The 24357-nt window shown below is 60.7% G+C and carries 22 protein-coding genes and 2 tRNA genes; 7 read left to right on the top strand and 17 right to left on the bottom strand.

Annotation, left to right across the window (positions count from 1 at the left end; all coding sequences use genetic code 11):
* The first annotated feature begins 27 nt into the window (after positions 1-27).
* Complete coding sequence (locus PLD_RS21480; RefSeq protein ID WP_159896259.1) at positions 28-738, top strand: tRNA-uridine aminocarboxypropyltransferase; 711 nt, start codon at positions 28-30, stop codon at positions 736-738.
* Here PLD_RS21480 and PLD_RS21485 read toward each other — a convergent pair.
* On the bottom strand, positions 722-1627 hold the full coding sequence (locus tag PLD_RS21485) for a DMT family transporter (protein WP_159896261.1): 906 nt from the start codon (positions 1625-1627) through the stop codon (positions 722-724). The two genes, PLD_RS21480 and PLD_RS21485, sit on opposite strands and share 17 nt — an antisense overlap.
* A gap of 238 nt (positions 1628-1865) precedes the next feature.
* On the opposite strand from PLD_RS21485, the gene erdR reads away from it, so the two are divergent.
* Entirely contained in the window at positions 1866-2516 is a 651-nt protein-coding gene (gene erdR, locus PLD_RS21490) for a response regulator transcription factor ErdR (protein WP_159896263.1), read from the top strand.
* Positions 2517-2590: 74 nt separating this feature from the next.
* The gene (locus tag PLD_RS21495) at positions 2591-2953 is read left to right on the top strand and encodes a diacylglycerol kinase (protein WP_159896265.1); all 363 of its coding nucleotides are present in this window, start codon (positions 2591-2593) and stop codon (positions 2951-2953) included.
* A 5-nt stretch (positions 2954-2958) separates the two neighbouring features.
* On the opposite strand, the gene PLD_RS21500 is transcribed toward PLD_RS21495, so the two are convergent.
* A complete protein-coding gene (locus PLD_RS21500) occupies positions 2959-3885 on the bottom strand; it encodes a LysR family transcriptional regulator (protein WP_159896267.1) in 927 nt (308 codons plus the stop codon).
* Between the two features lie 119 nt (positions 3886-4004).
* Between PLD_RS21500 and fpr the strand changes: the two genes are divergently transcribed.
* Positions 4005-4784 (top strand): ferredoxin-NADP reductase, encoded by a 780-nt coding sequence (fpr, locus tag PLD_RS21505; RefSeq protein WP_016966062.1) that lies wholly within the window; start codon positions 4005-4007, stop codon positions 4782-4784.
* 122 nt (positions 4785-4906) lie between these two features.
* Here fpr and tsaA read toward each other — a convergent pair whose 3' ends face one another.
* From tsaA to rimO, 5 genes are all read right to left on the bottom strand, one after another.
* On the bottom strand, positions 4907-5602 hold the full coding sequence (gene tsaA, locus PLD_RS21510; RefSeq protein WP_159896269.1) for a tRNA (N6-threonylcarbamoyladenosine(37)-N6)-methyltransferase TrmO: 696 nt from the start codon (positions 5600-5602) through the stop codon (positions 4907-4909).
* A 76-nt stretch (positions 5603-5678) separates the two neighbouring features.
* Complete coding sequence (locus tag PLD_RS21515; protein ID WP_159896271.1) at positions 5679-6140, bottom strand: DUF1456 family protein; 462 nt, start codon at positions 6138-6140, stop codon at positions 5679-5681.
* Between the two features lie 64 nt (positions 6141-6204).
* Positions 6205-6915 carry an rRNA pseudouridine synthase gene (locus PLD_RS21520; RefSeq protein WP_159896272.1) on the bottom strand — a complete coding sequence of 237 codons (711 nt, stop codon included), beginning with the start codon at positions 6913-6915 and terminating at the stop codon, positions 6205-6207.
* 82 nt (positions 6916-6997) lie between these two features.
* Entirely contained in the window at positions 6998-7471 is a 474-nt protein-coding gene (locus PLD_RS21525) for a GNAT family N-acetyltransferase (protein WP_159896274.1), read from the bottom strand.
* Between the two features lie 96 nt (positions 7472-7567).
* Positions 7568-8905: a 30S ribosomal protein S12 methylthiotransferase RimO gene (gene rimO, locus PLD_RS21530; protein WP_159896276.1), complete on the bottom strand. Its 1338-nt coding sequence runs from the start codon at positions 8903-8905 to the stop codon at positions 7568-7570.
* Positions 8906-9225: 320 nt separating this feature from the next.
* Between rimO and PLD_RS21535 the strand changes: the two genes are divergently transcribed.
* Positions 9226-11127 carry a potassium transporter Kup gene (locus PLD_RS21535; protein ID WP_159896278.1) on the top strand — a complete coding sequence of 634 codons (1902 nt, stop codon included), beginning with the start codon at positions 9226-9228 and terminating at the stop codon, positions 11125-11127.
* A gap of 168 nt (positions 11128-11295) precedes the next feature.
* Here the strand turns inward: PLD_RS21535 and PLD_RS21540 are convergent, their stop codons facing one another.
* The 5 genes from PLD_RS21540 to PLD_RS21560 form a co-directional block, all read right to left on the bottom strand.
* On the bottom strand, positions 11296-11571 hold the full coding sequence (locus PLD_RS21540; protein WP_159896280.1) for a DUF3077 domain-containing protein: 276 nt from the start codon (positions 11569-11571) through the stop codon (positions 11296-11298).
* Between the two features lie 476 nt (positions 11572-12047).
* On the bottom strand, positions 12048-13343 hold the full coding sequence (locus tag PLD_RS21545; protein ID WP_159896282.1) for a virulence factor family protein: 1296 nt from the start codon (positions 13341-13343) through the stop codon (positions 12048-12050).
* Complete coding sequence (gene mprF / locus PLD_RS21550; RefSeq protein WP_159896284.1) at positions 13343-15991, bottom strand: bifunctional lysylphosphatidylglycerol flippase/synthetase MprF; 2649 nt, start codon at positions 15989-15991, stop codon at positions 13343-13345. The genes PLD_RS21545 and mprF overlap by 1 nt, the downstream gene beginning before the upstream one ends.
* Positions 15992-16266: 275 nt before the next feature.
* A tRNA-Met gene (locus PLD_RS21555) sits at positions 16267-16343 on the bottom strand.
* A 202-nt stretch (positions 16344-16545) separates the two neighbouring features.
* A tRNA-Met gene (locus PLD_RS21560) sits at positions 16546-16622 on the bottom strand.
* A gap of 295 nt (positions 16623-16917) precedes the next feature.
* Between PLD_RS21560 and dinB the strand changes: the two genes are divergently transcribed.
* Positions 16918-17982 carry a DNA polymerase IV gene (gene dinB / locus PLD_RS21565; RefSeq protein ID WP_159896286.1) on the top strand — a complete coding sequence of 355 codons (1065 nt, stop codon included), beginning with the start codon at positions 16918-16920 and terminating at the stop codon, positions 17980-17982.
* 78 nt (positions 17983-18060) lie between these two features.
* On the opposite strand, the gene PLD_RS21570 is transcribed toward dinB, so the two are convergent.
* From PLD_RS21570 to PLD_RS21585, 4 genes are all read right to left on the bottom strand, one after another.
* Positions 18061-19014 carry a hypothetical protein gene (locus tag PLD_RS21570; protein WP_159896288.1) on the bottom strand — a complete coding sequence of 318 codons (954 nt, stop codon included), beginning with the start codon at positions 19012-19014 and terminating at the stop codon, positions 18061-18063.
* A gap of 17 nt (positions 19015-19031) precedes the next feature.
* The gene (locus PLD_RS21575; RefSeq protein WP_159896290.1) at positions 19032-20747 is read right to left on the bottom strand and encodes a proline--tRNA ligase; all 1716 of its coding nucleotides are present in this window, start codon (positions 20745-20747) and stop codon (positions 19032-19034) included.
* A gap of 130 nt (positions 20748-20877) precedes the next feature.
* A complete protein-coding gene (locus PLD_RS21580) occupies positions 20878-22443 on the bottom strand; it encodes an AmpG family muropeptide MFS transporter (RefSeq protein WP_159896292.1) in 1566 nt (521 codons plus the stop codon).
* Between the two features lie 42 nt (positions 22444-22485).
* Complete coding sequence (locus PLD_RS21585) at positions 22486-22839, bottom strand: MGMT family protein (RefSeq protein ID WP_159896294.1); 354 nt, start codon at positions 22837-22839, stop codon at positions 22486-22488.
* Positions 22840-22996: 157 nt separating this feature from the next.
* Between PLD_RS21585 and PLD_RS21590 the strand changes: the two genes are divergently transcribed.
* Positions 22997-24004: a DUF481 domain-containing protein gene (locus tag PLD_RS21590; RefSeq protein WP_159896296.1), complete on the top strand. Its 1008-nt coding sequence runs from the start codon at positions 22997-22999 to the stop codon at positions 24002-24004.
* Positions 24005-24119: 115 nt separating this feature from the next.
* Here PLD_RS21590 and PLD_RS21595 read toward each other — a convergent pair whose 3' ends face one another.
* On the bottom strand, positions 24120-24329 hold the full coding sequence (locus PLD_RS21595) for a cold-shock protein (RefSeq protein ID WP_002554837.1): 210 nt from the start codon (positions 24327-24329) through the stop codon (positions 24120-24122).
* Between the last annotated feature and the right edge of the window lie 28 nt (positions 24330-24357).

Below are 24357 nucleotides of genomic sequence, written 5' to 3' on the forward strand. Positions count from 1 at the left end.
TCCTGTCCTTTGCCGGTGTGATCAGCGATGAGCCATGCGGTATCCCGTCTACGTGATCTGCGCATGGCTCGTGCGGTCAAACCCTTTTTCGCACGGGGCTCACGGGCTGAGCGCTGCCCGCGTTGCCGAGTGATTCCAAGTCATTGCCTGTGTGCCTGGCGGCCCAAGGTCAGCGCCGAGTCGGCCATGTGCTTGGTGATGCACGATGTGGAGCCGCTCAAACCGAGTAATACCGGTTGGTTGATCGCTGATGTGATTGCTGATACCTGGGCGTTTCACTGGTCCCGCACCGAGGTGGATCCACAATTGCTGGTCTTGCTGGCCGATCCGCAGTGGCAGCCCTATATCGTGTTTCCGGGGGAGTTCGTGGCCCCCGAGCGGGTGGTCAGCGAGGTCAGGTTGGAGGAAGGCAAGCGTCCGTTGTTCATTCTGCTGGACGCCACCTGGAGTGAAGCGCGCAAGATGTTTCGCAAGAGCCCCTACCTTGAGCACTTGCCGGTATTGAGCCTGTCGCCCGAAAAACTCTCGCGTTACAAGCTGCGCCGCTCCAAGCGCGACGATCACTTCTGCACCGCTGAGGTGGCGGCTCTGTGCCTGGAGCTAGCGGGAGACGAGCAGACCAGCCAGGTGCTGGATGCCTACCTTGATGTGTTCAGCGCCCATTACTTGTCGGCCAAGTTTCAGAAGGCCATCGATCCGCACGACGAGGTGCATTCCCGGCTCAGGCCTTTTGTGTAGCGGTGGCAAGTATTTGGGGCTTCTGTGGCCATAACTGGGCCACCAGCATGCCGCAGAGCATCAGTGCACAGCCAAAGTAGCCGCGGGTTTGCAACGATTCGTCGAGCAACCAAGCCCCGGCGATGGCGGCGAAAACCGCTTCAAGAGACAGAATGATCGCTGCGTGGGAGGCGATCGCATCCTTCTGGGCAATGACTTGCAGGGTGTAGCCAATGCCGACAGCGATCACACCGCCGTATACAATGGCCGGACCTGCGTCAATCATCGCGTCCCAATGAATGGGTTCTAGCCAAAGCGCCAGCATCAGGCTGACCACCGAGCAGGTGGCAAATTGCAAGAAGGCCAGGCGAATCGGGTCATGCCGGCTGGCGAATACGCCCACCAAAATGACATGGGCGCCCCAGACAAAGGCGCCAATCAGTTGCAGCCAATCGCCCGAGGCGACCTGAAAATGGTCGCCAACGCTGAGCAGAAACATGCCCATTACGGCCAGCATGGCGCCGAGCCAGGTGCCCAGGCCCGTCTTGTGGCCAATTAACAGGCCCAGCAACGGCACTACAATGACGTAGAGTCCGGTAATGAAGCCCGCATTGGTCACGCTGGTGAACATCAGCCCGACTTGCTGCAGGTTGATTCCCAGAGCGAGGGTCAGGCCCATGATCACGCCGCCCAGCAGCAGACCGCGATTGAGCAAGGGTTCGGGTTGCCGGTCAGCTGTTCTGCGCAGCACCAGGGGTAATAGACAGAGCGAGCCAAGGGCGAAGCGCAGGCCGGAGTAGAGGAAGGGGCCGATATGGTCCATGCCCGAGGTTTGCGCGACAAACGCCGAACCCCAGATCACAGCGGTGATCAGCATCAGAACATCGGCGCGCAAGGCTGGGCTTCGCATGATGGCTCTCTTATTTAGTTAGCTCGCTAAGATGCCGCAAAGCTTCAAGCTTGACCACCCCGGCTTCGCTGGGCATGCTTGGCGCCGTTTAGGGCGCCAGCGCTGTTTGAACCGTCGTTTGGCTCAGGCTTTTCGCAGTGTTCGTGCTCTTGGGGTGTCGCATTCTGGCGAGCACCTGTGTTGCTTTGGTGAGGATTGAATGCATCAGTCCTGCCATGAAAACAGGATCATTTGAATAATGGCCACATACGAAATCCTGATTGCCGATGACCATCCGCTTTTTCGCACGGCACTGCATCAAGCCGTCACGCTGGGCCTTGGGCCCGACGTGCGTTTGGTAGAAGTGGCCAGCATCGCCGAACTGGAAACCCGCCTCACTGAAAAAGCCGACTGGGACCTGGTCCTGCTAGACCTGAACATGCCCGGTGCTTATGGTTTTTCCGGCCTGGTGCTGTTGCGCGGGCAATACCCGCAAATTCCGGTGGTGATGGTATCGGCGCAGGAAGAAGCCTCTGTAATGGTTCGCTCCCGTGAGTTCGGGGCCAGCGGTTTTATTCCCAAGTCCAGCTCCATGGACGTCATTCAAAATGCCGTGCGCAGTGTGCTCGATGGTGATGTCTGGTGGCCGCCGCAAGCCTTCGAGGAAGTCAGTGTCTCGGCGGAAGCCAAGGCCGCCAGTGAAGGCTTGGCAAGTCTCACGCCGCAGCAGTTCCGAGTCTTGACCATGGTCTGTGAGGGCTTGCTGAATAAACAGATCGCTTATGAACTGAGTGTTTCCGAAGCCACGATCAAGGCCCATGTGACGGCAATCTTCCGTAAGCTCGGCGTTCGCACCCGTACCCAGGCGGCTTTGCTCTTGCAACAACTTGAGTCAATTTCCAGCCATTGATCGGCTGCTTATTCACGCTTTTTTGACTTTGGTTGAACTAGCTTCCTCACTTCTTTTCTTCAGTTGCCCAGCTTATGTCGCCTTTCAAGGGTCAAACCGGTCTTAAACGTATCCTTAACGCCGCCGGCTATTCGTTCGATGGCTTGCGTGCCGCCTTTACTGGCGAGGCGGCTTTTCGTCAGTTGGTGCTGCTCAATGTGATCCTGATTCCCCTGAGTTTTCTGCTCAGCGTCAGTCGGATCGAGCGCGCGCTGCTGATTGCCGTGTGCCTGCTGGCATTGATCGTCGAGCTGCTCAACTCGGCGGTGGAAGCTGCGATCGACCGGATCTCCCTCGATCGCCACCCCTTGTCGAAAAATGCCAAGGACATGGGCAGCGCGGCGCAGTTCGTCGCCCTGAGCATGATCAGCATCGTCTGGGCAGTCATCCTTATCTAGGAAGCCTAGGGAATGCTCGGCAGGACGATTTCATCGCTGCGTCGTACCCCTGCGGTAAAGGAGCGGCACAGTTCGAGAAATTCGCGCATGGCCGAAGTCTGGTACTTCTGTTTGTGCCAGATGAAATAGAACTGCCGGGCCAGGTCCAGGCCCGGCGTCTCCACCGGCACCAGGCTGCCGCGACGAAAGGCATCGCGCAGGGCCAGCCGGGAGATGCAGCCAATCCCCAATCCCGACTCCACCGCGCGCTTAATGGCTTCGGTGTGTTCCAGTTCCAGGCGAATGTTCAGCGCGCTGCGATGGTGGCGCATGGCTTGATCGAAGGTCAGGCGCGTGCCAGAACCTTGTTCACGCAGAATCCAGGCTTCATGGGTCAGTTCTTCCATGGTGGCGTGGCCGCGCTTGGCCAGCGGATGCTGGGGCGCGCAGAACACCACCAGTTCGTCCTCGACCCACGTTTGTACCTCGATGTCCGGGTGGCTGCAGTCGCCTTCAATTAGACCCAGATCAATTTCGTAATGGGCCACCTGCTGCACGATATGTGCAGTGTTTTGCACATGGAGCTTCACCTGGCTTTCCGGGTGTACCTGCATGAAACTGCCGATCAGCAGGGTCGCCAGGTAGTTGCCGATGGTCAGGGTCGCGCCCACCGACAGCGAGCCGAAGCCGGACTTGCCGTTGAGCAGGTCTTCGATCTCTTTGGCCTGGTCCAGCAGGGCCACCGCTTGTGGCAAAAGCTGTTTGCCCAGGGCGTTGAGGCTCAGGCGCTTGCCGGCGCGATCAAACAGCTGACAGCTGGATTGGCGCTCAAGTTCGGTGATTGAGGTGCTGGCCGCGGATTGCGACAGGGCCAGAAGCCCGGCAGCACGAGAAACGCTCTCTTGCTGGGCGACGGCGACGAAGACTTGCAGTTGACGGAGAGTAAATCGCATATCGATATAACCGATAACCCTTATCTTAATAATCCAGTTAACAGATATTGTCGCCGCCATTAGAATGCTGTGCAATTGCGCTCATGGTCAGCGCAGGCAATTTCTAGGAGCCCCCGTACATGAGCAACATGAACCACGAGCGTGTCCTCAGTGTTCATCACTGGAATGACACTCTGTTCAGCTTCAAGTGCACCCGTGATCCGGGTCTGCGCTTCGAGAACGGTCAGTTCGTGATGATCGGCCTGCAACAGCCCAATGGCCGTCCGCTTATGCGTGCCTATTCCATTGCCAGCCCGAACTGGGAAGAGCATCTCGAATTCTTCAGCATCAAGGTTCCAGACGGTCCGTTGACTTCCCAACTGCAGCATCTGAAGGAAGGCGACGAGATCATCATCAGCAAGAAGCCAACCGGTACCCTGGTACTGGATGACTTGAAGCCGGGCAAGCACCTGTACCTGCTCAGCACTGGCACCGGCCTGGCGCCGTTCATGAGCGTGATCCAGGATCCGGAAACCTACGAGCGTTTCGAAAAAGTGATCCTGTGCCACGGCGTCCGCTACGTCAACGAAGTCGCCTACCGCGAATTCATCACCGAGCACCTGCCGCAGAACGAGTTCTTCGGCGAAGCGCTGCGTGAAAAGTTGATCTACTACCCCACCGTGACCCGCGAGCCGTTCGAGAACGAAGGCCGTCTCACCGACCTGATGCGCAGCGGCAAGCTGTTCCGCGACATCGGTCTGCCACCGATCAACCCGCAGGACGACCGCGCCATGCTGTGTGGCAGCCCGAGCATGCTGGAAGAAACCAGCGAAGTGCTCAACAGCTTCGGCCTGACCGTTTCGCCGCGCATGCGCGAACCGGGTGACTACCTGATCGAGCGCGCCTTCGTCGAGAAGTAGCAGCGAGCTTGCTCGCGAAGACCGCCCAAGCAGCGCATTCGCGCTGATTGGGCACGATCTCCCGAACGCAAAAAAGCCCGCGTTGCCTGTCAAGGCAACGCGGGCTTTTTCGTTTCCGCGGTTCAGCCCGCCGGGACCACTTCCAGCACCCGGATCAGCCCCGGCTCGGGGTAATGCCAGCGCACGTCCAGGTCCCAGAACTGCGCGCCGTATTCCCGCTCGGCAGTGGGCACCTGATAGGCCGGGCGCGGATCCTGGGCCAGGCATTGCTCGATCAGCTCCACCAGGGGCTCCTGAAGGCGCTGAGCATGGATCTGCGCCTGTTGCAGGGCAATGTCCTGCCACTGCACCGGAATAATCCCTGGCGCGGCACTGGCGATGTCATTACTCGCTGTAGGAATGATGTCGGCGTAAGGCACGTAGGGCTTGATATCGAGGATTGGCGTGCCGTCCAGCAGGTCGATGCCGGAGATCCACAGACGGTTGGCCTCGACTTTATCCAGCTTGACCACCGACTGGCCGATGCCGTTGGGTCTGTGGGTGGCGCGGGTGGCAAAGACCCCCATGGACTTGTTGCCACCCAGGCGCGGCGGGCGCACCTTGAGCCGCGGCTTGTCCTCCAGGGCCTGGTGAAACAGGAACAGCAGCCAGACATGACTGACCTGCTCCAGCCCTTGCACCGCATCACCCTGATCGAAGGGTGCCACCAGCTCCAATACGCCGCGAGCAGCCGGGGCCAGTTGCGGTTGGCGCGGGATGGCGAACTTCTCCTTGAAGCAGGAGCGCACGAAGCCGATGGGGGAAACGCTGTAGGTCATTTGGCAAGCCTCAAGCTTTGAGCTACAAGCCGCAAGCTACAAGCTTTGAACGTGCAGCTTGAAGCTTGCAGCTGCCTTAAGCTCTAACCCGTAGGGTCAGGCCCTTGAGGAAGTTGCGCAGCAACTGGTCGCCGCAGGGGCGGTAGTTGGTGTGGCCGAACTTGCGAAACAGTGCACTCAGCTCAGGCTTGGACACCGGGAAGTCGGCGGCCTTGAGCACGGCGTGCATGTCGTCTTCCTTGAGCTCGAAGGCCACCCGCAGCTTCTTCAGGATGATGTTGTTGGTCACCGGCAGTTCGATCGGCAGCGGCGGACGGCTTTCATCCTTACCGCGCTTGAAGATCACCAGGCCGTCGAGAAAGTGCGCCATGACTTCGTCCGGGCAGTGCACGAAGCCTTCTTCCTCGTCCTTCTTCAGGTAGCTGACGATGTCGTCCAGGCTGACCTTGAAGCCGGTGAGCTTGATGATTTCGATGACCTTCTTGTCGCTGATATCGAGCATGTAGCGCACGCTGCGCAGTACATCGTTATGAATCATGGTTACAGTCCTGATCAATGCGCGTTGAGCGCCGCGCCAGGGCGCGGCGTCTGAAGGGGGTGGCTTAGAATTTCTCTTTGGCCGACAGGTAGCGCCACTGGCCCAGCGGCACTTTACCGATGGACACGCCGCCAACGCGGATGCGGCGGATGGCGACGACCTTGAGGCCAACGGCTTGGCAAAACAGGGCGATCACGCCCGGCTGCGGGTTCTTCATGGCGAAGCGCAGGCGGTTTTCGTTCTGCCAACTGGCTTTCACCGGCGGCAGCTCGCGGCCCTTGTAGGTCAGGCCGTGGTTCAGGCGGTTGAGGCCATGGTCGATCATTTCGCCTTCGACCTCGACCACGTATTCCTGCTCGATCTTGGCCGCGTCCGCAGTGAGCTTGCGCAGCACTTTCCAGTCCTGGGTGAACACTAGCAGGCCGCTGGCGTTGGGCTGCAGGTCTTCACTGGCGGTTAGGCGCAGAAAGTGCCCGCGCAGCGGACGTTTGCCGTAGCGGTGCTCCTGCGACAGGCTGTCGGCGCTGATGGACTGCAGGGCGCTGTCCAGATCCTGGCCGGCGGGCACGTTGAGCAGGAGGGTCACCGGCTCCGGCGCGGTGGCCTTGGCCTCGGGGTCGAGCACGACGGTTTGTGCGCCGACCTTGAACTGCGGTTCGTCGATGACTTCGCCGTCTACGGTGACCCAGCCGCCCTCGATGAACAGCTCAGCCTCCCGGCGGGAGCAGCCGACCAGTTCGATGAGGCGTTTGGAGAGACGAATCGGGTCAGTCATGTCAGGGGCCGTAACAAAAGAGGGCAGCTATTGTACCTGCCTGGCGCCGGTTAATCGCGGGTCCATTTGCCCGCTGTGGCTTTTAGCCGCGTCGGGCTTGTCGCTGTGGCTGCTTCAGGCGCATGTGCAGTAGTGGGTAGGGCTGGCCCATGCCGTCCTGCTCCGAGCGGCCGACCACTTCGAAACCCTGCTTGAAGTAGAAACCCAGGGCCTGGGGATTCTGCTCGTTGACGTCCAGCTGATAGGCGTTCAAATATTCCACCGCGTAGTGCAGCAGTTGCCGGCCAAGGCCTTGGCCGCGATGGGCCGGGTCGATGAACAGCATCTCGATCTTGCCCGCTGCCACGCCAGCGAAACCGGTGATGCGCTGCCGCTGATCCCGAGTACAGATCAGCATCACCGAATCCAGGTAGCGGGTCAGAACCAGGTTTCTCAGCAGCTCTATATAGCTGTCCGGGAGAAAGTCGTGGGTGGCGCGCACCGAGTCTTCCCAGACGCGGACCAGTTCCGGGTAGTCGCTGAGTTTGGGTGTGTGGATGACCGAGTGGTGATGCATGCCGCTTGCCCCTGATGTGATTGGCAGGGGCTAACGATAGACCGAAAAAAGCCCCGCATCTCGTGGCGAGAGCGGGGTGTAGCGGTTTTTTACGCCTTACAGGGTTTCGGCCCAGAGGTCGTATTCGTCGGCGTCGGTGACCCGGCACCAGACCTTGTCACCCGGCTTCAGGTCGCCGGCACCGTCGATGAACACATTGCCATCGATTTCCGGCGCATCGAAGAAGCAGCGACCTACCGCGCCTTGCTCGTCGACTTCGTCGATCAGCACTTCGATCTCCTTGCCGATGCGCTGTTGCAGGCGCGCCGAACTGATTGCCTGCTGGTGCGCCATGAAGCGTTCCCAACGGTCCTGCTTGACCTCGTCCGGGACCACGTCCAGGTCCAGGTCGTTGGCCGGAGCGCCTTCCACCGGCGAGTACTGGAAGCAGCCGACGCGGTCCAGCTGGGCTTCGGTCAGCCAGTTGAGCAGGTACTGGAAGTCTTCCTCGGTTTCGCCAGGGAAGCCGACGATAAAGGTCGAGCGGATGATCAACTCGGGGCAGATTTCGCGCCAGGCCTTGATCCGCGCCAGGGTCTTGTCTTCGAAGGCCGGACGCTTCATGGCCTTGAGCACTTTCGGGCTGGCGTGCTGGAACGGGATGTCCAGGTACGGCAGGATCTTGCCGGCGGCCATCAGCGGGATCAGCTCGTCCACGTGCGGGTACGGGTACACGTAGTGCAGGCGCACCCAGACGCCCAGAGTACTCAGGGCTTCACAGAGCTCGGTCATGCGGGTCTTCACCGGCGCGCCGTTCCAGAAGCCGGTGCGGTACTTGACATCCACGCCGTAGGCGCTGGTGTCCTGGGAGATCACCAGCAACTCCTTGACCCCGGACTTGACCAGGCGCTGGGCCTCGTCGAGCACATCGCCCACCGGGCGGCTGACCAGCTTGCCGCGCATCGACGGGATGATGCAGAAGCTGCAGCTGTGGTTACAGCCTTCGGAAATCTTCAGGTAGGCATAGTGGCGTGGTGTCAGCTTGATGCCTTGTGGCGGCACCAAGTCGATCAGCGGATTGTGGTCTTGTCTCGGCGGCACCACTTCGTGCACGGCGCTGACCACCTGCTCGTACTGCTGCGGGCCGGTCACGGCCAGCACGCTGGGGTGCACGTCACGGATATTGCCTTCTTCCACGCCCATGCAGCCGGTGACGATGACCTTGCCGTTTTCCTTGATGGCCTCGCCGATCACTTCCAGGGATTCGGCCTTGGCCGAGTCGATGAAACCGCAGGTGTTGACCACCACGACATCGGCGTCCTGGTAGGTGGACACCACGTCATAGCCTTCCATGCGCAGTTGAGTGAGGATGCGCTCGGAGTCGACCAGCGCTTTTGGGCAACCCAGGGATACAAAGCCGACTTTCGGGTTGGCCGGCGCGGAGGGGGTGGACATATCTAACCTCGGTATTGGGTGTCGAGCCACTTGGGGGGCAAGTGCGACGGTTGGGCGCTGGCTGCGCCTCTGATCAAAAAGTGCGCAATTCTAGCGATGGTCGAAGCGCTTGACCAGCTTTATGCAGGGGAAATACGCCGAGTGCTGGACTATGCTGGGACGCGTTATATCTACTTGTTTTCATGCGGCTTTAGTTGGTGCCTTAGTGGTAATAAAAACCGCCAACTGGCCGGGTAAACTGCACACCGTTAGAGAATAGCGCTTGTATAAGCTTGCGCTTTCTATATAAGAAGCCCCGGTCTTGGTCGTAGGAGTCATTGATGGGTCAGGCAAGTGGTCAGGCGACAGGTGGCGAGCACTCCGGGGCCAGGCCTCTGGGGATGCTGGTGGCGGCAGTGGGAGTGGTGTACGGCGATATCGGCACTAGCCCGCTCTATACCCTCAAGGAAGTGTTCTCCGGCGGTTACGGTGTTCAGGTCAATCACGATGGGGTGTTTGGCATCCTGGCGCTGATTTTCTGGTCGTTGATCTGGGTCGTCTCGATCAAGTACGTATTGTTCATCCTGCGGGCCGATAACCAGGGCGAAGGCGGCATCATGGCCCTGACCGCGCTGGCTCGCCGAGCCGCGGGCGGCTATCCGCGTTTGCGGTCGGTGCTGGTGATCCTCGGGTTGATCGGCGCCGCGTTGTTTTACGGCGACAGCATGATCACCCCGGCCATTTCGGTGCTGTCGGCGGTGGAAGGGCTGGAGTTGGCGTTCAGCGGTCTGGAGCACTGGGTGGTGCCCGCGGCGCTGGTGGTGCTGGTGGCGTTATTCCTGATTCAGAAGCACGGCACCGACCGCATCGGCAAGTTGTTCGGTCCGGTGATGGTGACGTGGTTTCTGGTGCTTGGGGGCTTGGGGATTCACGGCATCCTCCAGCACCCGCAAGTGTTGCAGGCGCTGAATCCGGTGTGGGGCGTGCGTTTCTTTATCGTCCACCCGGGTATGGGCGTGGCGATTCTTGGCGCGGTGGTGCTGGCGTTGACCGGTGCCGAAGCGCTGTACGCCGACATGGGCCATTTTGGTCGCAAGCCCATTGCCCGAGCGTGGTTCGCCCTGGTGTTGCCAGCCTTGGTGCTGAACTATTTCGGCCAGGGCGCGCTGTTGCTGGAGAACCCCGGCGCGGCGCGCAACCCGTTCTACCTGCTGGCGCCGGGCTGGGCCCTGATCCCACTGGTGGTGCTGGCGACCCTGTCCACGGTCATTGCTTCTCAGGCGGTGATTTCCGGGGCCTTTTCCCTGACCCGCCAGGCGATCCAGCTGGGCTACATCCCGCGCATGTACATTCAGCACACCTCCAGCGCCGAACAGGGCCAGATCTACATCGGCGCAGTGAACTGGTCGCTGATGGTGGGCGTGATCCTGCTGGTGCTGGGCTTCGAGTCCTCCGGCGCCCTGGCTTCGGCCTACGGCGTGGCGGTCACCGGGACCATGCTGATCACCAGCATCCTGGTGGCCGCGGTGATGCTGCTGCTGTGGAAATGGCCGCCACTGCTGGCCGTGCCGGTGTTGCTGGGTTTCCTGCTGGTGGATGGCTTGTTCTTCGCCGCCAACATGCCAAAGATCCTTCAGGGCGGCGCCTTTCCGGTGCTGGCGGGGATCGTGCTGTTCATCCTCATGACCACCTGGAAACGCGGCAAGGAGCTGCTGGTGGATCGCCTGGACGAAGGCGGGCTGCCGCTGCCGATCTTTATCGGCAGCATTCGCGTACAGCCGCCGCATCGGGTCCAGGGCACGGCGGTGTTCCTCACCGCGCGCCCGGACGCCGTGCCCCACGCCTTGCTGCACAACCTGCTGCACAACCAGGTGCTGCATGAGCAAGTGGTGCTGTTGACCGTGGTCTATGAGGACATTCCCCGGGTGCCCGCCCAGCGGCGTTTCGAGGTGGACGCCTACGGTGAAGGTTTCTTCCGGGTGATCCTGCATTTTGGTTTCATTGACGAGCCGGACGTGCCGCAAGCCCTGAAGTTGTGTCACCTGGATGAGCTGGATTTCAGCCCGATGCGCACCACCTACTTCCTCAGCCGCGAAACGGTGATCGCCTCCAAGCTTGAAGGCATGGCGCGCTGGCGCGAGGCGCTGTTCGCCTTCATGTTGAAGAACGCCAACGGTAACCTGCGCTTCTTCAAGCTGCCGGTGAACCGAGTGATTGAACTGGGCACCCAGGTCGAGATGTAATCCTGGCCAGACAAAAGCCCCCGTTGCCTTGCGGCAGCGGGGGCTTTTTCGTTTCACGGACCCTGTAGGAGCGAGCTTGCTCGCGATAACGGACCGACCATCGACATCGATGCTGATGACAGGACGGTTTCTCCCGGAGCCCACCGGCCCCGAGATCGCCCTTGGTCTTTACGCGGCGAGCGCCTGCAGCACATCGTCCACCACCGCCTTGCCCATGTCGGTCAGGTAGTGCGCGGCCCAGGCGTGACGGTCGCTGTCCTGGCTGTAGGCGGCGTCCTCGGCAAAGGCCTTGGCCAGGGACAGCAGGTCGGAGGCTTGGGCCAGGGCTTCGCCGATGGGGAGGCCGGGGCTGACTTGGAACAGCGGCAGATCGGAACGGTAGATGAAAGGGGTGAGGCCGACGGTTTTCAGTTCACGGGGTGCAGGCGGACTTGTTTGGCTCATGGTCATGCTCCTTGATCCGGTGGAGCTACCACGTTCGTTTCCAAGCGAATGGGTGGCAGCTGTGCGCAGGTTGGAAAACCGGGAATCAAGGAAACCGGCAGACCCGAAGGTCTCCCACGCACAGCCGCCATAACTGATGGATTACAGGCGCTAAATCTGCCCGCAATCACAACGGGGTGCTAGTTGCCCTGATTCTTCGGGTTTCCAAGCCCGGTCACTGAATGTTCAGCGACACCCGGAGCCTAGCCCGTCGAAGCCAAGGCCAACAAGGCAGCAAAGTGCCCAAAACGCCCCCCTTACGCAACTCTCGGAGTTTGCCTACAAGCTGTGCAGGAGTCATCCGTAACTACACAGCCTCGTCACTAAAGGGTATCGGGTCGAAGGCGTTTTATCGGTCTTTCAGGGCCAGGTAATCGATGCATGAAAGCCCCCGCACCTGAGGTTGCGGGGGCTTTTATAGGGCGAGGTTCAATTTGCTATTGAGCCGTGGTCTGATCCTTGCCCTGATGCTTTTCGATAATGGTCACCAGGCGCTTGGCCAGTGCCGGATAGTTCTCATCGAAGTGATGGCCCCCTGGCAGCTTCACCGCCTCACCGACCGCGGTCTTGTCGGTGCAACCGCTTTCGTCGACTTCTTCCACGCCATAGATGCACACCACCTTGGCCGCTGGCAGCTTGGCCATTTCCGGGCCGGTGGCGGCTTCCTTGCCAGCGTTGCCCAGCCAACCTTCGACTTCGATCTCGAAGCTGCCGGTGCGGGCGAAGGCCAGCAGGATAATGGCGTCGACCCGTTGCTGTTCGGCTTCCGGCAGGCGGTTGTAGATCGCCGGCAGCACGTCGGCGCCGAAGGAGTAGCCGGTCAGCACGAAGCGCTTGGTGCCCCACTTCTGACGGTAGTGCTGCATCAGCTCGGTGAGGTCGATGGCGCTCTGTTCCGGGGTCTTGTGCTGCCAGTAGTAGCGCAGGGTGTCGATGCCCACCACCGGGTAGCCGATCTTGGCCATCTCGCCGGCCACGTCGCGGTCCAGGTCGCGCCAGCCACCGTCGCCAGAAAGGAACAGAGTCACGGTGTCCTTGGCCTGGCCGGCCGGGACTTCCACCACGGGGATGCTCAGGCCGCCGTTGTCCGAACCCACCAGTAGTTTGCGCAGTTCGTTGTTCAGCACCTGGGGCAGGTGGATGTCGTAGTCGCTGATGCTGGTGGTGGCGTTGGGGGTGTCACGCACGAAACCGGCGCTTTGGTCATCCGGGTTGTCGTTCCAGGCCACCAGCCAGTGGCCGTGGGTTAGGGTCTTGGGCAGTGGATCGGTGCAGCCGGGGGCCGGGTTGAGGGTGAAGCCCACCGACACGGCCTGGGCCTGGTCGTTGTTCTGGCCGGCGATCCAGCGCCAGGCCAGGGCCGCGCCCGGACCAATGCCGCTGACCAGGGTGGCGGGGCCAGCGAGTTGGGGCAGGGCGTTTTGCAGGGCTTGTTCCTGCCGCTTGCAGTCGTCCTTGGGCAGGACCACCTGAACGATCTGCGCCGCGCCACTGCGGCTGAGGGCCAACAGTTGTTTGTCGCTCAGGATCGCGTCGGGCGGCACCGCCACCACCACCCGGGCCTTGGCCTGGGTACCCGGGGTGACCCGGGTCAGGATCGAGCCGTCGGCCTGGGTCAGTTGTTCCAGGGTGGGTTCGGGAGCGGGGCGATTCCACCACCAGTAACCGCCACCCACCATCAGAGCCAGCACTATCAGTGTGGCCAGCAGATACCGCCAAGAGCGTTGAATCATCAGCGTTTCACCAATCCAGTCAGGCCGCCTGCGATCAGGGCGGCGGTGTCGGCCAGTGCCACCAGCGGGTCCAACCCGGCCGGCACGGCCATGTAACGGGGTTCCCAGTCCGGCTGGAACTTGTCTTTGAAGCGGCGCAAGCCTTGGAAGTTATACAGTTGCTCGCCACGGCGGAACACCATCGAGCCCAGGCGTTGGGTCAGCGGCGCGCCACGCCGGGGTTGCAGGCCGGACAGTGGCACCATGCCCAGGCTGAAGCGGGCGTATCCATGATTTTTATAATGCTGGATCAGGCCGACCATCATGAACTCCATGGTCAGTTTCGGCGCGTCCGGGTGCGCGCGCATCAGGTCGAGGCTGGCCAGGTCGTGGCTGTAGGTCTCAAGCAGGTTGGCGAAGGCCACCGGGCGCCCTTCAAAACGGATGATGGCGATGCGGAAGTACTTCAGGTATTCGTCGCTGAAGCGGCCCAGGGAGAAGCCTTTCTCGCGGACGTTCTTGCCGCTCAGCCAGGCATCGGAGATGACCTTCAGCTCATCCATCGGCGCTTGGCCGGGTTCGTGGATCTCCAGCGACAGGCCGTCGCGGGTGCCTCGGTTCCAGGTGTAGCGCAGGTCTTTCATCTCTTTGCCTTTGGCTTCCAGATCAAAGCGCTTGAGGTCGACTCGGGCTTCTTCGCCGAGCTTGATTGCGGTCAGGCCAATGTCCATGTAGTAGGGCAGGTTTTCCGCGCGAACCTGGTAGAACACCGGGCGCGCGTGGTGCACGTCGCACAGGTCGCGGAATTGCCAGATCATTTCCGCGCGCTGCTGGGGCGGGCCGATGGGGTCGTACAGTGCCACCAGGCTGCGGCCCCGGCGGGCGTACATGAGGAAGGCGTCGGCGTTGGGGTGGAACAGCAGCGCTTTGTCACCGGTCAGCGCAAGGCCGCCATCGGGCTGGGACGAGGCCATGAGGATCTTCGCGGCGTTGTCCAGCTCTTCAGGGGTGGGCAGGAGGATCACCGGGCGCGCGGTGCGCAGCAACCAGGTCAGGGACACCACCAGCAGCAACACCGCAGCCCCCAGCAGCGAGCGCAGCCCCCTTGGCGCATCGGCATCCAGGGTGAACTGCCACCACAGCTGGTGACTGTAGGGAACGTCTTGGTAGGCAAACAACAGCAGCCAAGCGGACGCACCGAGCACGCAGACGCTGGCCACCAGGTACAGCGGCGAGAACGGCAGTTCGGTCAGGCGGCTGGGGCGATAGAAGGCGCGCCGGAAGACTGCCAGCAGGCTGGCGGTCAAGGTCATCAGGCAGGCTTCTTCCCAGTCGAAGCCCTTGAGCAGTGACAGCAGCGCGCCCACCAGCAACAGCACGGTGGTGAGCATCCAGGCTGCCGACAGGCGCCGACGCAGGCCTTGGGCCAGGAGCAGGCACAGCACGCCGATCAGGCTGGCACCGAAGTGCGAGGCGTCCACCAGGCGATGGGGGATCAGGAATCCCAGGTGTTGCAGACGGGTATCGATTTCCGGGGTGGCACCGGAGAACAGCAGCACCACTCCGGAGAGAAACACCAGGACGGCAAGAATCGGGGCTGCCAGCCCAGAGGCCGCCCGCAGTGATTGTCGGGTCTGGAACAGGCGTTGGGCTTCGTTGATCAGCAGCAGGACGCAGGCCACCAGCATCGGCAGCACGACGTAGATCAGCCGATACAGCAACAGGGCCGCCGCCAGGGGCGCGGCACCGAGTTTGTCGGCAAAGGCGGCCAGTAGGATGGCCTCGAACACCCCGACGCCACCGGGCACGTGACTGAGCACGCCGGCCGCCAGGGCCAGCAGGTACACCAGCAGGAAAGCGCCGAACGGCGGGGTCTCGGGCAGCAACAGGTAGAGCACGGTGGCGGCGGCGGCAACGTCCAGCGCGGTGATGATCAGTTGCAAGAACGTCAGGCGGCGACCTGGCAGGCGCAGGGTGCGGCGCCCGATCCGGACCAGTAGATTGTCACGCAGGGGCTGTTCCGGCAGGCGTCGGCGGTAGATGCCGGCGGCCAGCACCGCGCCCAGCAGCAGCACCGCCAGGGCAATGCCCGCCAGCAGGCTTTGCGGCAGATGCAGGGCTGCCGACGCGGCGGGCAGGTTGCTCAGGGTCGCGAGGGCGGCCAGGGGCGGTAATGCGCAGCCCAGCGAGAGGCTGGCAAATAGGGTCATGTGGGCGACATCGGCGGCCCCCAGTCCGTGGCGTGCATATAAGCGGTAGCGCACTGAGCCGCCGGACAACAGTGACAGGCCGATGGCATTGCCGATGGCGAAGGCGCTGAACCCGCCCAGGACCAGGGTTCGCCCGGGCAGTTGGACCCCGGCATAACGACTGGCGGACCACTCGTAACCCAGCAAAATGATGAAACCGACGATGGTGGCGCCCAGGGCGCCAAGCAGGGCGGGCTGAGGCACGGCAAGGATCGAATCGTGCAGTGCGTAGAAGTCCAGCTCGCTGAGCAAATGTCGACAAGCGATCAGGGCAATGGCAAACAGCAGTAGGGTGACAGCCAGGCCGATAGGCTGGCGGTATTTGCTCAACAGATCCAGCCAGCGCAAGCGAGTGACTGGAATGGGTTGGGTTGCTGTAGCGGTAGGAGTGTCTTGTGAATCGGACGTGTTGGCGCGCATCAATCACCTCGTGGATTGTGCGCGACAGGATGGGGGTATCCAGCCAAGTTACCAATCCCTGTGGAAAAAAATAGTTTCAAATATTAACGCGTCTCAGCGTTGCCCGACGAGCCTGCGCGATCAGCGCAGAGACAGGGCTTAAGACAGAGCATAGCGCTCATCTTGACGGGGCGAAGCGCTGCAAGCGGTTCGCGATACTTGTGTAGGTCGTTGTTATGACAGTTTTTCAGCGGATACAAAAAAGGCCACTCTTTCGAGTAGCCTTTTTTGATGTTTGGTTGCGGGAGCCGGATTTGAACCGACGACCTTCGGGTTATGAGCCCGACGAGCTACCAGACTGCTCCATCCCGCGTCTGTGTGGCGGCATTCTACAGGCGGACGACTGAGTGTCAACCGTTAATGCACAATCAGGTCAAATAAACGTCGAATGGCCATGCTCGACTGTTAAGTCATGGACAGATAAGGCGTTTTGCTTGCGCCGTGGGCGTGGCCTGTCAGGATAAAATCGACGCGCACAAAAAAGGCCACTCTTTCGAGTAGCCTTTTTTGATGTTTGGTTGCGGGAGCCGGATTTGAACCGACGACCTTCGGGTTATGAGCCCGACGAGCTACCAGACTGCTCCATCCCGCGTCTGTGTGGGCGGATTCTACAGCGTCAGCTGATCCTGTCAATGACTAAATTTTAAAAATTGCTTCCGGTTCAATCGCTTAGCGTCTTGAGGGGGGCTTTTTATCAGGCTTGAGCCCAGGTAGAACGTGGCGTGCAGCGCTATTGCGGGGGCACAGCTCATTGAGCCAGTGCATGTACGCAAGCCAGGTTTGTTTCCACTCCGCGTCACAGGGTACTGGTGCTATATACAGGTGTCGGTGGATACTTGCCGCCTGCTCTTATTTCGACTTCTGCCTTCTATGATCTCTGCCTTTATATGATGCAGCGCAAAATCATCCACATTGACTGTGATTGCTTCTACGCAGCCATCGAAATGCGTGATGACCCGCAACTGGCCGGCAAGCCGCTGGCGGTGGGTGGATCGGCGGATCGGCGGGGGGTGATTGCCACCTGCAACTATGAGGCGCGCGCTTATGGTGTGCGCTCGGCGATGTCGTCACGGCATGCGCAGACCCTGTGCCCCGACCTGGTCATCGTCAAGCCGCGCATGGAGGCTTATCGCGAGGCGTCTAAAGAGATTCACACGATCTTTCGTGATTACACCGACCTGATCGAGCCGCTGTCCTTGGATGAGGCCTATCTGGATGTCTCCGACAGCCCGAGTTTTGCCGGCAGTGCCACGCGTATCGCCCAGGACATTCGCCGTCGAGTATCCAATCAGTTGCACATCACCGTGTCGGCGGGGGTGGCTCCGAACAAATTCCTGGCGAAGATCGCCAGTGATTGGAAAAAGCCCAATGGCTTATTCGTGATCACCCCTGATCTGGTGGAGGACTTTGTTTCCGAGTTGCCGGTGAGCAAGCTGCATGGTGTGGGCAAGGTCACGGCGGACAAGCTGGGGCGCCTGGGGATTATCAACTGTCTGCAGTTGCGGGACTGGAGCAAGCTGGCGCTGGTGCGTGAGTTCGGTAGCTTTGGTGAGCGCTTGTGGGGGTTGGCTCGGGGGATTGATGAGCGCCCTGTGCAGAATGACAGTCGCCGACAATCGATCAGCGTGGAAAACACCTACGACGTGGATCTTCCAGATCTCGACAGTTGCCTGGAGAAGTTGCCGGAGTTGATGGAGACGCTGGCTGGGCGCATTGCGCGTATCGACAGCAGCTACCGACCGGGCAAACCGTTCGTCAAAGTGAAGTTTCATGACTTTACTCAGACTACCTTGGAACAGGCTGGGGCAGGGCGGGATCTGGAGAGTTATCGACAGTTGCTGACCCAGGCGTTCAAGCGTGGTAGCAAGCCGGTGCGCTTATTGGGGATCGGTGTGCGCCTGCAGGATTTGCGTGGCGGTCATGAACAGTTGGAGCTGTTCAAAGGGTTGTAGCCGCAGGTCTTTGAGGCGCCCGGGTGCCGCGATCTGTGTGGATCGCGGCGATCATCCTTCAACCCGTTACCCGGGCTGTCAGTTACTGCCTGGGTCGGCCACCAGGCGGCCGGCGTTCTTGGTCAGGGACTTGAGAAACTCGTTCTGCAGTTCCGGATCATTGCGGGTCAGCTCGATCAGGCTTTGTTCCAGTTCGCTGGCCTCTTCTTCCAGCCCCAGTTCCGACAGGCGTTTGACCCGGTATACCCACTGGCTCACTTCGTCGTCTTCAAGGTCATCGTAAATCAGGGCATGGGCTTCCAGGAGCTTGTCGCGCAAGCTGCTGCTGAGGCTCAGGGACGAATCGGAGTGCACTTCGTCTTGAGCGTCCTCGACACTGATCTGCAGTTTGCCGATGTGGTTCAGATCCTGTTCGGAGAACGGGTTATCCAGCAGATTGAGTCGCAGCACGCCGGTGCGGTCGGTGCTCAGCTCGTAGGTTTGCTTGCCCGCCTTGACCTGCACCGGGCGTTCGCTCCAGGGCAGGCTCAAGTACTCCAGGCGCTTGTCGTGCTGAACCTCATCGATCGCCGCCAGGTTTTGCTGGGCGCGGCCGTGAGACGGCATGTTCATGAACGGATTGAGCCCGGACACGCCATAGCTGACCCAGTCCTTGGTGACACTGTCCGGCAGGGTGCCCAGGGCGAACACGTTGACCACGTTGGCGCCCACGCCCGCTACCAGCGCTACCGCACCCAGCGGGATCTCGTAGACCTCCCGCCAGGGTTGGTAAGGCGTATAGCGGTCGTAGTGGCGGGTTACCTCGAATTCGGTGACTTCGAAGGTTTTCTGCTCGTGGATGCGTACCCGGCGTTGCGGTAGCTCAAGCACCTTAGGCTCACCGACATCAATCTGCAGGCTGTGGTCGAGCAGTTTGCGCTCGACCCGTTCCTCATGCTCGCTGCGTTGTGACATGTGATTGGCGCAGCCGCTGACCAGCAGGGCGCCGCACAAGGCGGCGCCCCCGAGGCTTAAGGTGTTTCGCTTGAACATGACTTCTCTATCTGGTTTCAGCGACGGATACGGGCTTGGAGGAAGGAGATCACGTCGGCCACGGGCAGTGCTTGCGCCTCGGCTTCGGTGCGGCTCTTGTATTCCAGGTTGCCTTCGGCGAGGCCGCGGTCACTGACCACGATCCGGTGAGGAATGCCGATCAGCTCCATGTCCGCGAACTTGATGCCTGGGCTGGTTTTCTTGTCGCGGTCGTCCAGCAGCACTTCGAAACCGGCGGCAGTCAGTTCTGCGTAGAGTTTGTCGGTGGCTTCGCGAACCTGCTCGGTTTCGTAGCGCAGCGGTACCAGGGCGATCTGGAACGGCGCCAGGGTATCGCTCCAGATGATGCCGTTTTCATCGTTGTTCTGCTCGATGGCCGCCGCCACCACGCGGGACACGCCAATGCCGTAGCAGCCCATTTCCAGGGTCACCGGCTTGCCGTTCTCGCCCAGCACTTCGCACTTCATCGCCTTGCTGTACTTGTTGCCCAGCTGGAAGATGTGCCCGACTTCGATGCCGCGCTTGATCTCCAGGGTGCCTTGGCCATCCGGGCTTGGATCGCCGGCCACCACGTTGCGCAGGTCGGCGACGGTTGGGACCGGCAGGTCGCGCTCCCAGTTGACGCCGAAGTAGTGCTTGTCGTCGATGTTGGCGCCCACACCGAAGTCGCTCATCAGCTCCACCGAGCGGTCGATGATGATCGGCAGTGGCAGGTTGACCGGGCCCAGGGAGCCGGCACCGGCGCCAATGGCGTCGCGCAGCTCGGTTTCGGAAGCCATGACCAGCGGGTTGGCGACGCCAGGCTGGTTGGCGGCCTTGATTTCGTTGAGCTCGTGGTCGCCGCGAATGATCAGGGCGATCAGCTTGCCGGCTTCTTCGGCATGCACCACCAGGGTCTTGACGGTCTTCTCGATCGGCAGGTTGTAGCCTTCCACCAACTGAGCGATGGTTTTCGCGTTGGGGGTGTCCACTAGGCGCATTTCTTCGGCGGGGGCCGGGCGCGAGGTTTCGCGCGGCACCGCTTCGGCCTTCTCGATGTTTGCCGCGTACTCGGAGCCGTTGCTGAAGACGATGTCGTCTTCGCCGGATTCGGCCAGTACATGGAATTCGTGGGAGCCGGCACCGCCGATGGAGCCGTTATCTGCTTCGACTGGGCGGAACTTCAGGCCCAGGCGGGTGAAGATGTTGCAGTAGGCCTGGTGCATGCGCTCGTAGGTGACTTGCAAGGATGCCAGGTCGGCGTGGAAGGAGTAGGCGTCCTTCATGATGAACTCGCGGCCGCGCATCAGGCCGAAGCGAGGGCGGATTTCATCGCGGAATTTAGTCTGGATCTGGTACAGGTTCAACGGCAACTGCTTGTAGCTGCTCAGCTCGTTGCGCGCCAGATCGGTGATCACTTCTTCGTGGGTCGGGCCGGCGCAGAAGTCGCGACCGTGACGGTCTTTGAAACGCAGCAGCTCAGGGCCGTATTCTTCCCAGCGGCCGGATTCCTGCCACAGCTCAGCCGGTTGAGTGCTCGGCATCAACACTTCAAGCGCGCCCGCGGCGTTCATTTCTTCGCGAACGATGGCTTCAACCTTGCGCATCACCCGCAAGCCCATCGGCAGCCAGGTGTACAGGCCGGAAGCCAGTTTACGGATCATGCCGGCGCGCAGCATCAGCTGATGGCTGATCACGACCGCGTCGGAAGGCGTTTCTTTCTGTGTGGCGAGCAAATATTGACTGGTACGCATGGTAGGCCGTTGTCGGTTGCTGAAGACTGGAAGTGACGGAGCATTGTACGGGCGAGTTCCGCTGGCGTACAGGATTGCCCTTGGAGGGCGCGCCGGGGGGGGCGGCAAAGCGTGCAACCCCCCGGATTTTCTAGGGTTCTTCGTCAGGGGGGGAGCCGCTGGGTGCGGTTTGCGGCTCGCCTTTGGAGTCGTTGCGGCGGCTTTCCTGGAACCAGTGCAGGGCGATCAGGAGCAGCGTCGGCACCCCGAGTATCGCGGTGATGAGGAAGAAGTTGTGATACCCGAACTTTTCCACCATGACCCCGGAGTAGCCGCCGATCAGGCGCGGCAGCAGCAGCATGATGGAACTGAGCAGGGCGTATTGGGTGGCCGAGAATTTGAGATTGGTCAGGCTTGACAGGTAGGCGACGAAGGCTGAGGTGGCCATTCCCGAGCTGAAGTTGTCCAGAGAAATGGTGACGATCAGCATTTTCAGGTTCGGGCCCATGTCGGCGAGCATGAGAAACAGCAGGTTGGTCCCGGCGGACGCGGCGCCACCGATGAGCAGGATCGGCAAAATGCCAAAGCGGACGATCAGCAGGCCGCCCATGCCAGCGCCGAGGAGCGTCATGATCAGGCCGAAAATCTTGCTGACCCCGGCTATCTGGTCCTTGGTGAACCCCTGGTCGATATAGAACACGTTGGCCATTACGCCCATGACCGTGTCTGACATGCGGTAGGTGGCAATCAGGCCGAGCAGCAGGAAAGCCTGCCAGCGATAGCGCACAATGAAGTCGTTGACCGGGGTCAGCACCGGCGCTAGGCCTCGGCGACCCATGGCCGACAGGCACAAGGCGCTGAGGGTGATGTAGAGAATGGCCCGCAGGAAGGCCCGGTCTTCCAGCAGCAGGTCCAACAGGCTCACGCCGTTGAAAATCACGCTGGCGAAGTCAGTGTTGTACAGCTGGGTAAAGGTGGCGGGAACCGACACCAGCAGCACGATCAGCACAAATACCGAAATCAACTGATGCGCGAAGCTGTAGCGTCCGGCAGACAGCTGGGTGCGCAGCGGTACCGGCGGCTCGCGCATCAGCAAGGTGGTAATCAGGGCTGGGATCATCAGCACCCCGAACAGTACATAGGTACCGGTCCAGGCTGAGTGTTTATAGCTGAAGCCGGTCGAGCCAAAGCCTTCGGCGAAGAACAGCGCTCCGGCAGTGGCCAGCAGCACCGCAATCCGATAACCGGACATATAGCTGGCCGCGAGGGCGGCCTGGCGGCTGTCATCAGCGATTTCCAGTCGATAGGCATCGATGGCGATGTCTTGGGTAGCGGAGGCGAAGGCCACGATCACGGCAATTGCGATCAGCCAGGACAGGTGCTTTTGTGGGTCGCAAAAGCCCATGCCGATCAGGCCGAGAATCACCAGAGTCTGCGCCAGCACCAGCCAGGAGCGACGGCGGCCGAGCTTGCCCAGCAGTGGCAGGCGCCATTGGTCGAGCAGGGGCGACCAGACCCATTTGAAGGCATAGGCCAGGCCAATCAGGCTGGCATAGCCGATGGTTTCGCGGGCCACACCGGCTTCGCGCAACCACACCGAAAGCGTCGAGAACACCAGCATGTAAGGCATGCCTGCGGCGAAACCAAGCAGCAACAGCACGAGCGTCGAGGGGCTGGCATAGGCGGCAAGTGCGGCGCGCCAGGTTTTACGGGGCATGGGCTGAAGTCTGCCTCAGATTACGGAAACAAAGCGCGCACTCTAACCGCTGTGCTCTACCGGGCGCCAGCCATGGCGTTGAATATCCACGCGATTGTTCAGGATAAGAACACCTTCGTCTCGCAGCCTTGCCCGTTGCGTGTCTCCCGATGGGCTCCCGGCCGGCAGGCTGATACGCCCGCCGGCACCGAGCACTCGGTGCCAGGGCAGGCTGGTTTCGGCGGGCAATTGGCTGAGGGTGCGTCCAACCCAGCGAGCGGCCCGGCCCAGGCCGGCCATTTCTGCCAGTTGGCCATAACTGACAACCTTGCCTTCGGGCACTTGGGCCAAGGTCAGGTAGAGTGCCGTACGTCGCAGTTGCGCCGGGTCTTGGAGCGTGTCGCTGTGCTCGTTCACATTCGCGCGTCCATATAAAGAGGTGGCATTGGTCGGTTGTGATCATGAAAGCCGTTTGGAGATTGAACTCACTCTTAATGCCCCGGTCAGTGCTGACTCAGGCATGTTCCCCGGGAATAATGCCTTTTTTTCGCAGGTTAGAGCCCTCTATATACCTATGTTGCCTAGAACGTTGTTGTGCTTTGCGCTGCTTGGCGCCTCCATGCCCATCTTGGCCGATACCGTCTGGCTGAAGAATGGTGATCGCCTGAGTGGCAAAATCAAAGTATTCGATGGCGGCAAGTTGCTGATCCAGACCGAGTATGGTGGTGCCATCGCCATTGACTGGAAGCAGGTCAAGACCCTGGAAAGCGATCAGGAACTGCTGGTCAAGCAGGATGCTTACGCGGGGGAGAAAGCCAAGTCTCTGCAGCCGGCTGAGGATGGCAAGGTGATCCTGGCCAATGGGGACGCGCCCAAGACGGTGGAGCTGGCGAGCATCCAGCAGATCATGAAGCCCAAACCGCTGGTGGAGGACATGATCTGGAAGGGGAGTGTCGACGTGGCCATGGACTACAAGCGCGCCGAGAAGGACACCGATGACTATGACATCGACTTCAAGACCTCGGCCCGTCATGGTGCCTGGCGCCATAACGCTCAGGGTGAGTACAACCGCGAGTTTCAAAATGACGTGGTGACCACTGATAACTGGAGTGCCGAGTACGCCCTGGACCGCTTTATCACTGAACAGTGGTTTTGGGAGGGGCGCCTGACCTACAAGCGCGACAAGGTCGAGGAACTGGCGCGGCAACGGGTGGTGGGTACGGGCCCCGGCTACCAGCTCTGGGACGATGAGCTGGGCGCGTTCTCCTTGGGGTCGCTGCTTAACCGCACGGATTACGAGTACGCCGATGGCGGCAAGGACAACTTCTATTCCTTGGCCATGAAGTGGGATTACAACCGCTACCTGATTGGCAAGCGGGTCGAGTTCTTCACCAACGGCGAAGTGGGCAGGCCGCTTTCCGGGGTTGCCGATTACGCGTTAGATGCCGAGATGGGGCTGCGCTACAAGGTCACGGACTGGGCGTCACTCAACCTCAAGGCGGAGAAAGATCTGATTCGCGGTACCGAGGACAGCGATCTGGACAAGACCCGTTATACCGTGGGCTTCGGTGTGACCTGGTAGCCACGGGCGAGCCGAGCGCATTCGCGAGGATGCGTCTTGGCGGCAGGTCGTAAAAACGACAGGCACAAAAAAACCCCGCTGTTGAAGGCGGGGTTTTTTACTGGATCAGTACAAGTTAGATAACTTGAACTTCCTCAGCTTGCATGCCTTTCTGACCGCGGGTAGCGATGAAAGAAACCTGTTGGCCTTCTTTCAGGCTTTTGAAGCCGTCGGATTGGATAGCTTTGAAGTGTACGAACAGGTCGTCACCGGATTGTGGAGTGATGAAGCCGAAGCCTTTTTCATCGTTGAACCACTTAACGGTACCGGTTTGGCGATTAGACATGGTGTATCTCCTTGGACAAAGTTAACTG

This window comes from Pseudomonas sp. LD120, assembly GCF_009861525.1.
Classification (GTDB): Bacteria; Pseudomonadota; Gammaproteobacteria; order Pseudomonadales; family Pseudomonadaceae; genus Aquipseudomonas.

Excerpts from the sequence above, each read along its gene's own strand:
- PLD_RS21575 (WP_159896290.1), bottom strand. The coding sequence starts at position 20,747 with ATGCGTACCAGTCAATATTTGCTCGCCACACAGAAAGAAACGCCTTCC.
- PLD_RS21520 (WP_159896272.1), bottom strand. The coding sequence starts at position 6,915 with ATGACTGACCCGATTCGTCTCTCCAAACGCCTCATCGAACTGGTCGGC.
- PLD_RS21515 (WP_159896271.1), bottom strand. The coding sequence starts at position 6,140 with ATGATTCATAACGATGTACTGCGCAGCGTGCGCTACATGCTCGATATC.
- PLD_RS21525 (WP_159896274.1), bottom strand. The coding sequence starts at position 7,471 with ATGCATCACCACTCGGTCATCCACACACCCAAACTCAGCGACTACCCG.
- PLD_RS21570 (WP_159896288.1), bottom strand. The coding sequence starts at position 19,014 with ATGTTCAAGCGAAACACCTTAAGCCTCGGGGGCGCCGCCTTGTGCGGC.
- fpr (WP_016966062.1), top strand. The coding sequence starts at position 4,005 with ATGAGCAACATGAACCACGAGCGTGTCCTCAGTGTTCATCACTGGAAT.
- PLD_RS21595 (WP_002554837.1), bottom strand. The coding sequence starts at position 24,329 with ATGTCTAATCGCCAAACCGGTACCGTTAAGTGGTTCAACGATGAAAAA.
- PLD_RS21590 (WP_159896296.1), top strand. The coding sequence starts at position 22,997 with ATGTTGCCTAGAACGTTGTTGTGCTTTGCGCTGCTTGGCGCCTCCATG.
- PLD_RS21500 (WP_159896267.1), bottom strand. The coding sequence starts at position 3,885 with ATGCGATTTACTCTCCGTCAACTGCAAGTCTTCGTCGCCGTCGCCCAG.
- rimO (WP_159896276.1), bottom strand. The coding sequence starts at position 8,905 with ATGTCCACCCCCTCCGCGCCGGCCAACCCGAAAGTCGGCTTTGTATCC.
- tsaA (WP_159896269.1), bottom strand. The coding sequence starts at position 5,602 with ATGACCTACAGCGTTTCCCCCATCGGCTTCGTGCGCTCCTGCTTCAAG.
- PLD_RS21580 (WP_159896292.1), bottom strand. The coding sequence starts at position 22,443 with ATGCCCCGTAAAACCTGGCGCGCCGCACTTGCCGCCTATGCCAGCCCC.
- PLD_RS21495 (WP_159896265.1), top strand. The coding sequence starts at position 2,591 with ATGTCGCCTTTCAAGGGTCAAACCGGTCTTAAACGTATCCTTAACGCC.
- erdR (WP_159896263.1), top strand. The coding sequence starts at position 1,866 with ATGGCCACATACGAAATCCTGATTGCCGATGACCATCCGCTTTTTCGC.
- PLD_RS21540 (WP_159896280.1), bottom strand. The coding sequence starts at position 11,571 with ATGAGCCAAACAAGTCCGCCTGCACCCCGTGAACTGAAAACCGTCGGC.
- PLD_RS21485 (WP_159896261.1), bottom strand. The coding sequence starts at position 1,627 with ATGCGAAGCCCAGCCTTGCGCGCCGATGTTCTGATGCTGATCACCGCT.
- PLD_RS21480 (WP_159896259.1), top strand. The coding sequence starts at position 28 with ATGAGCCATGCGGTATCCCGTCTACGTGATCTGCGCATGGCTCGTGCG.
- dinB (WP_159896286.1), top strand. The coding sequence starts at position 16,918 with ATGATGCAGCGCAAAATCATCCACATTGACTGTGATTGCTTCTACGCA.
- PLD_RS21545 (WP_159896282.1), bottom strand. The coding sequence starts at position 13,343 with ATGATTCAACGCTCTTGGCGGTATCTGCTGGCCACACTGATAGTGCTG.
- mprF (WP_159896284.1), bottom strand. The coding sequence starts at position 15,991 with ATGCGCGCCAACACGTCCGATTCACAAGACACTCCTACCGCTACAGCA.
- PLD_RS21535 (WP_159896278.1), top strand. The coding sequence starts at position 9,226 with ATGGGTCAGGCAAGTGGTCAGGCGACAGGTGGCGAGCACTCCGGGGCC.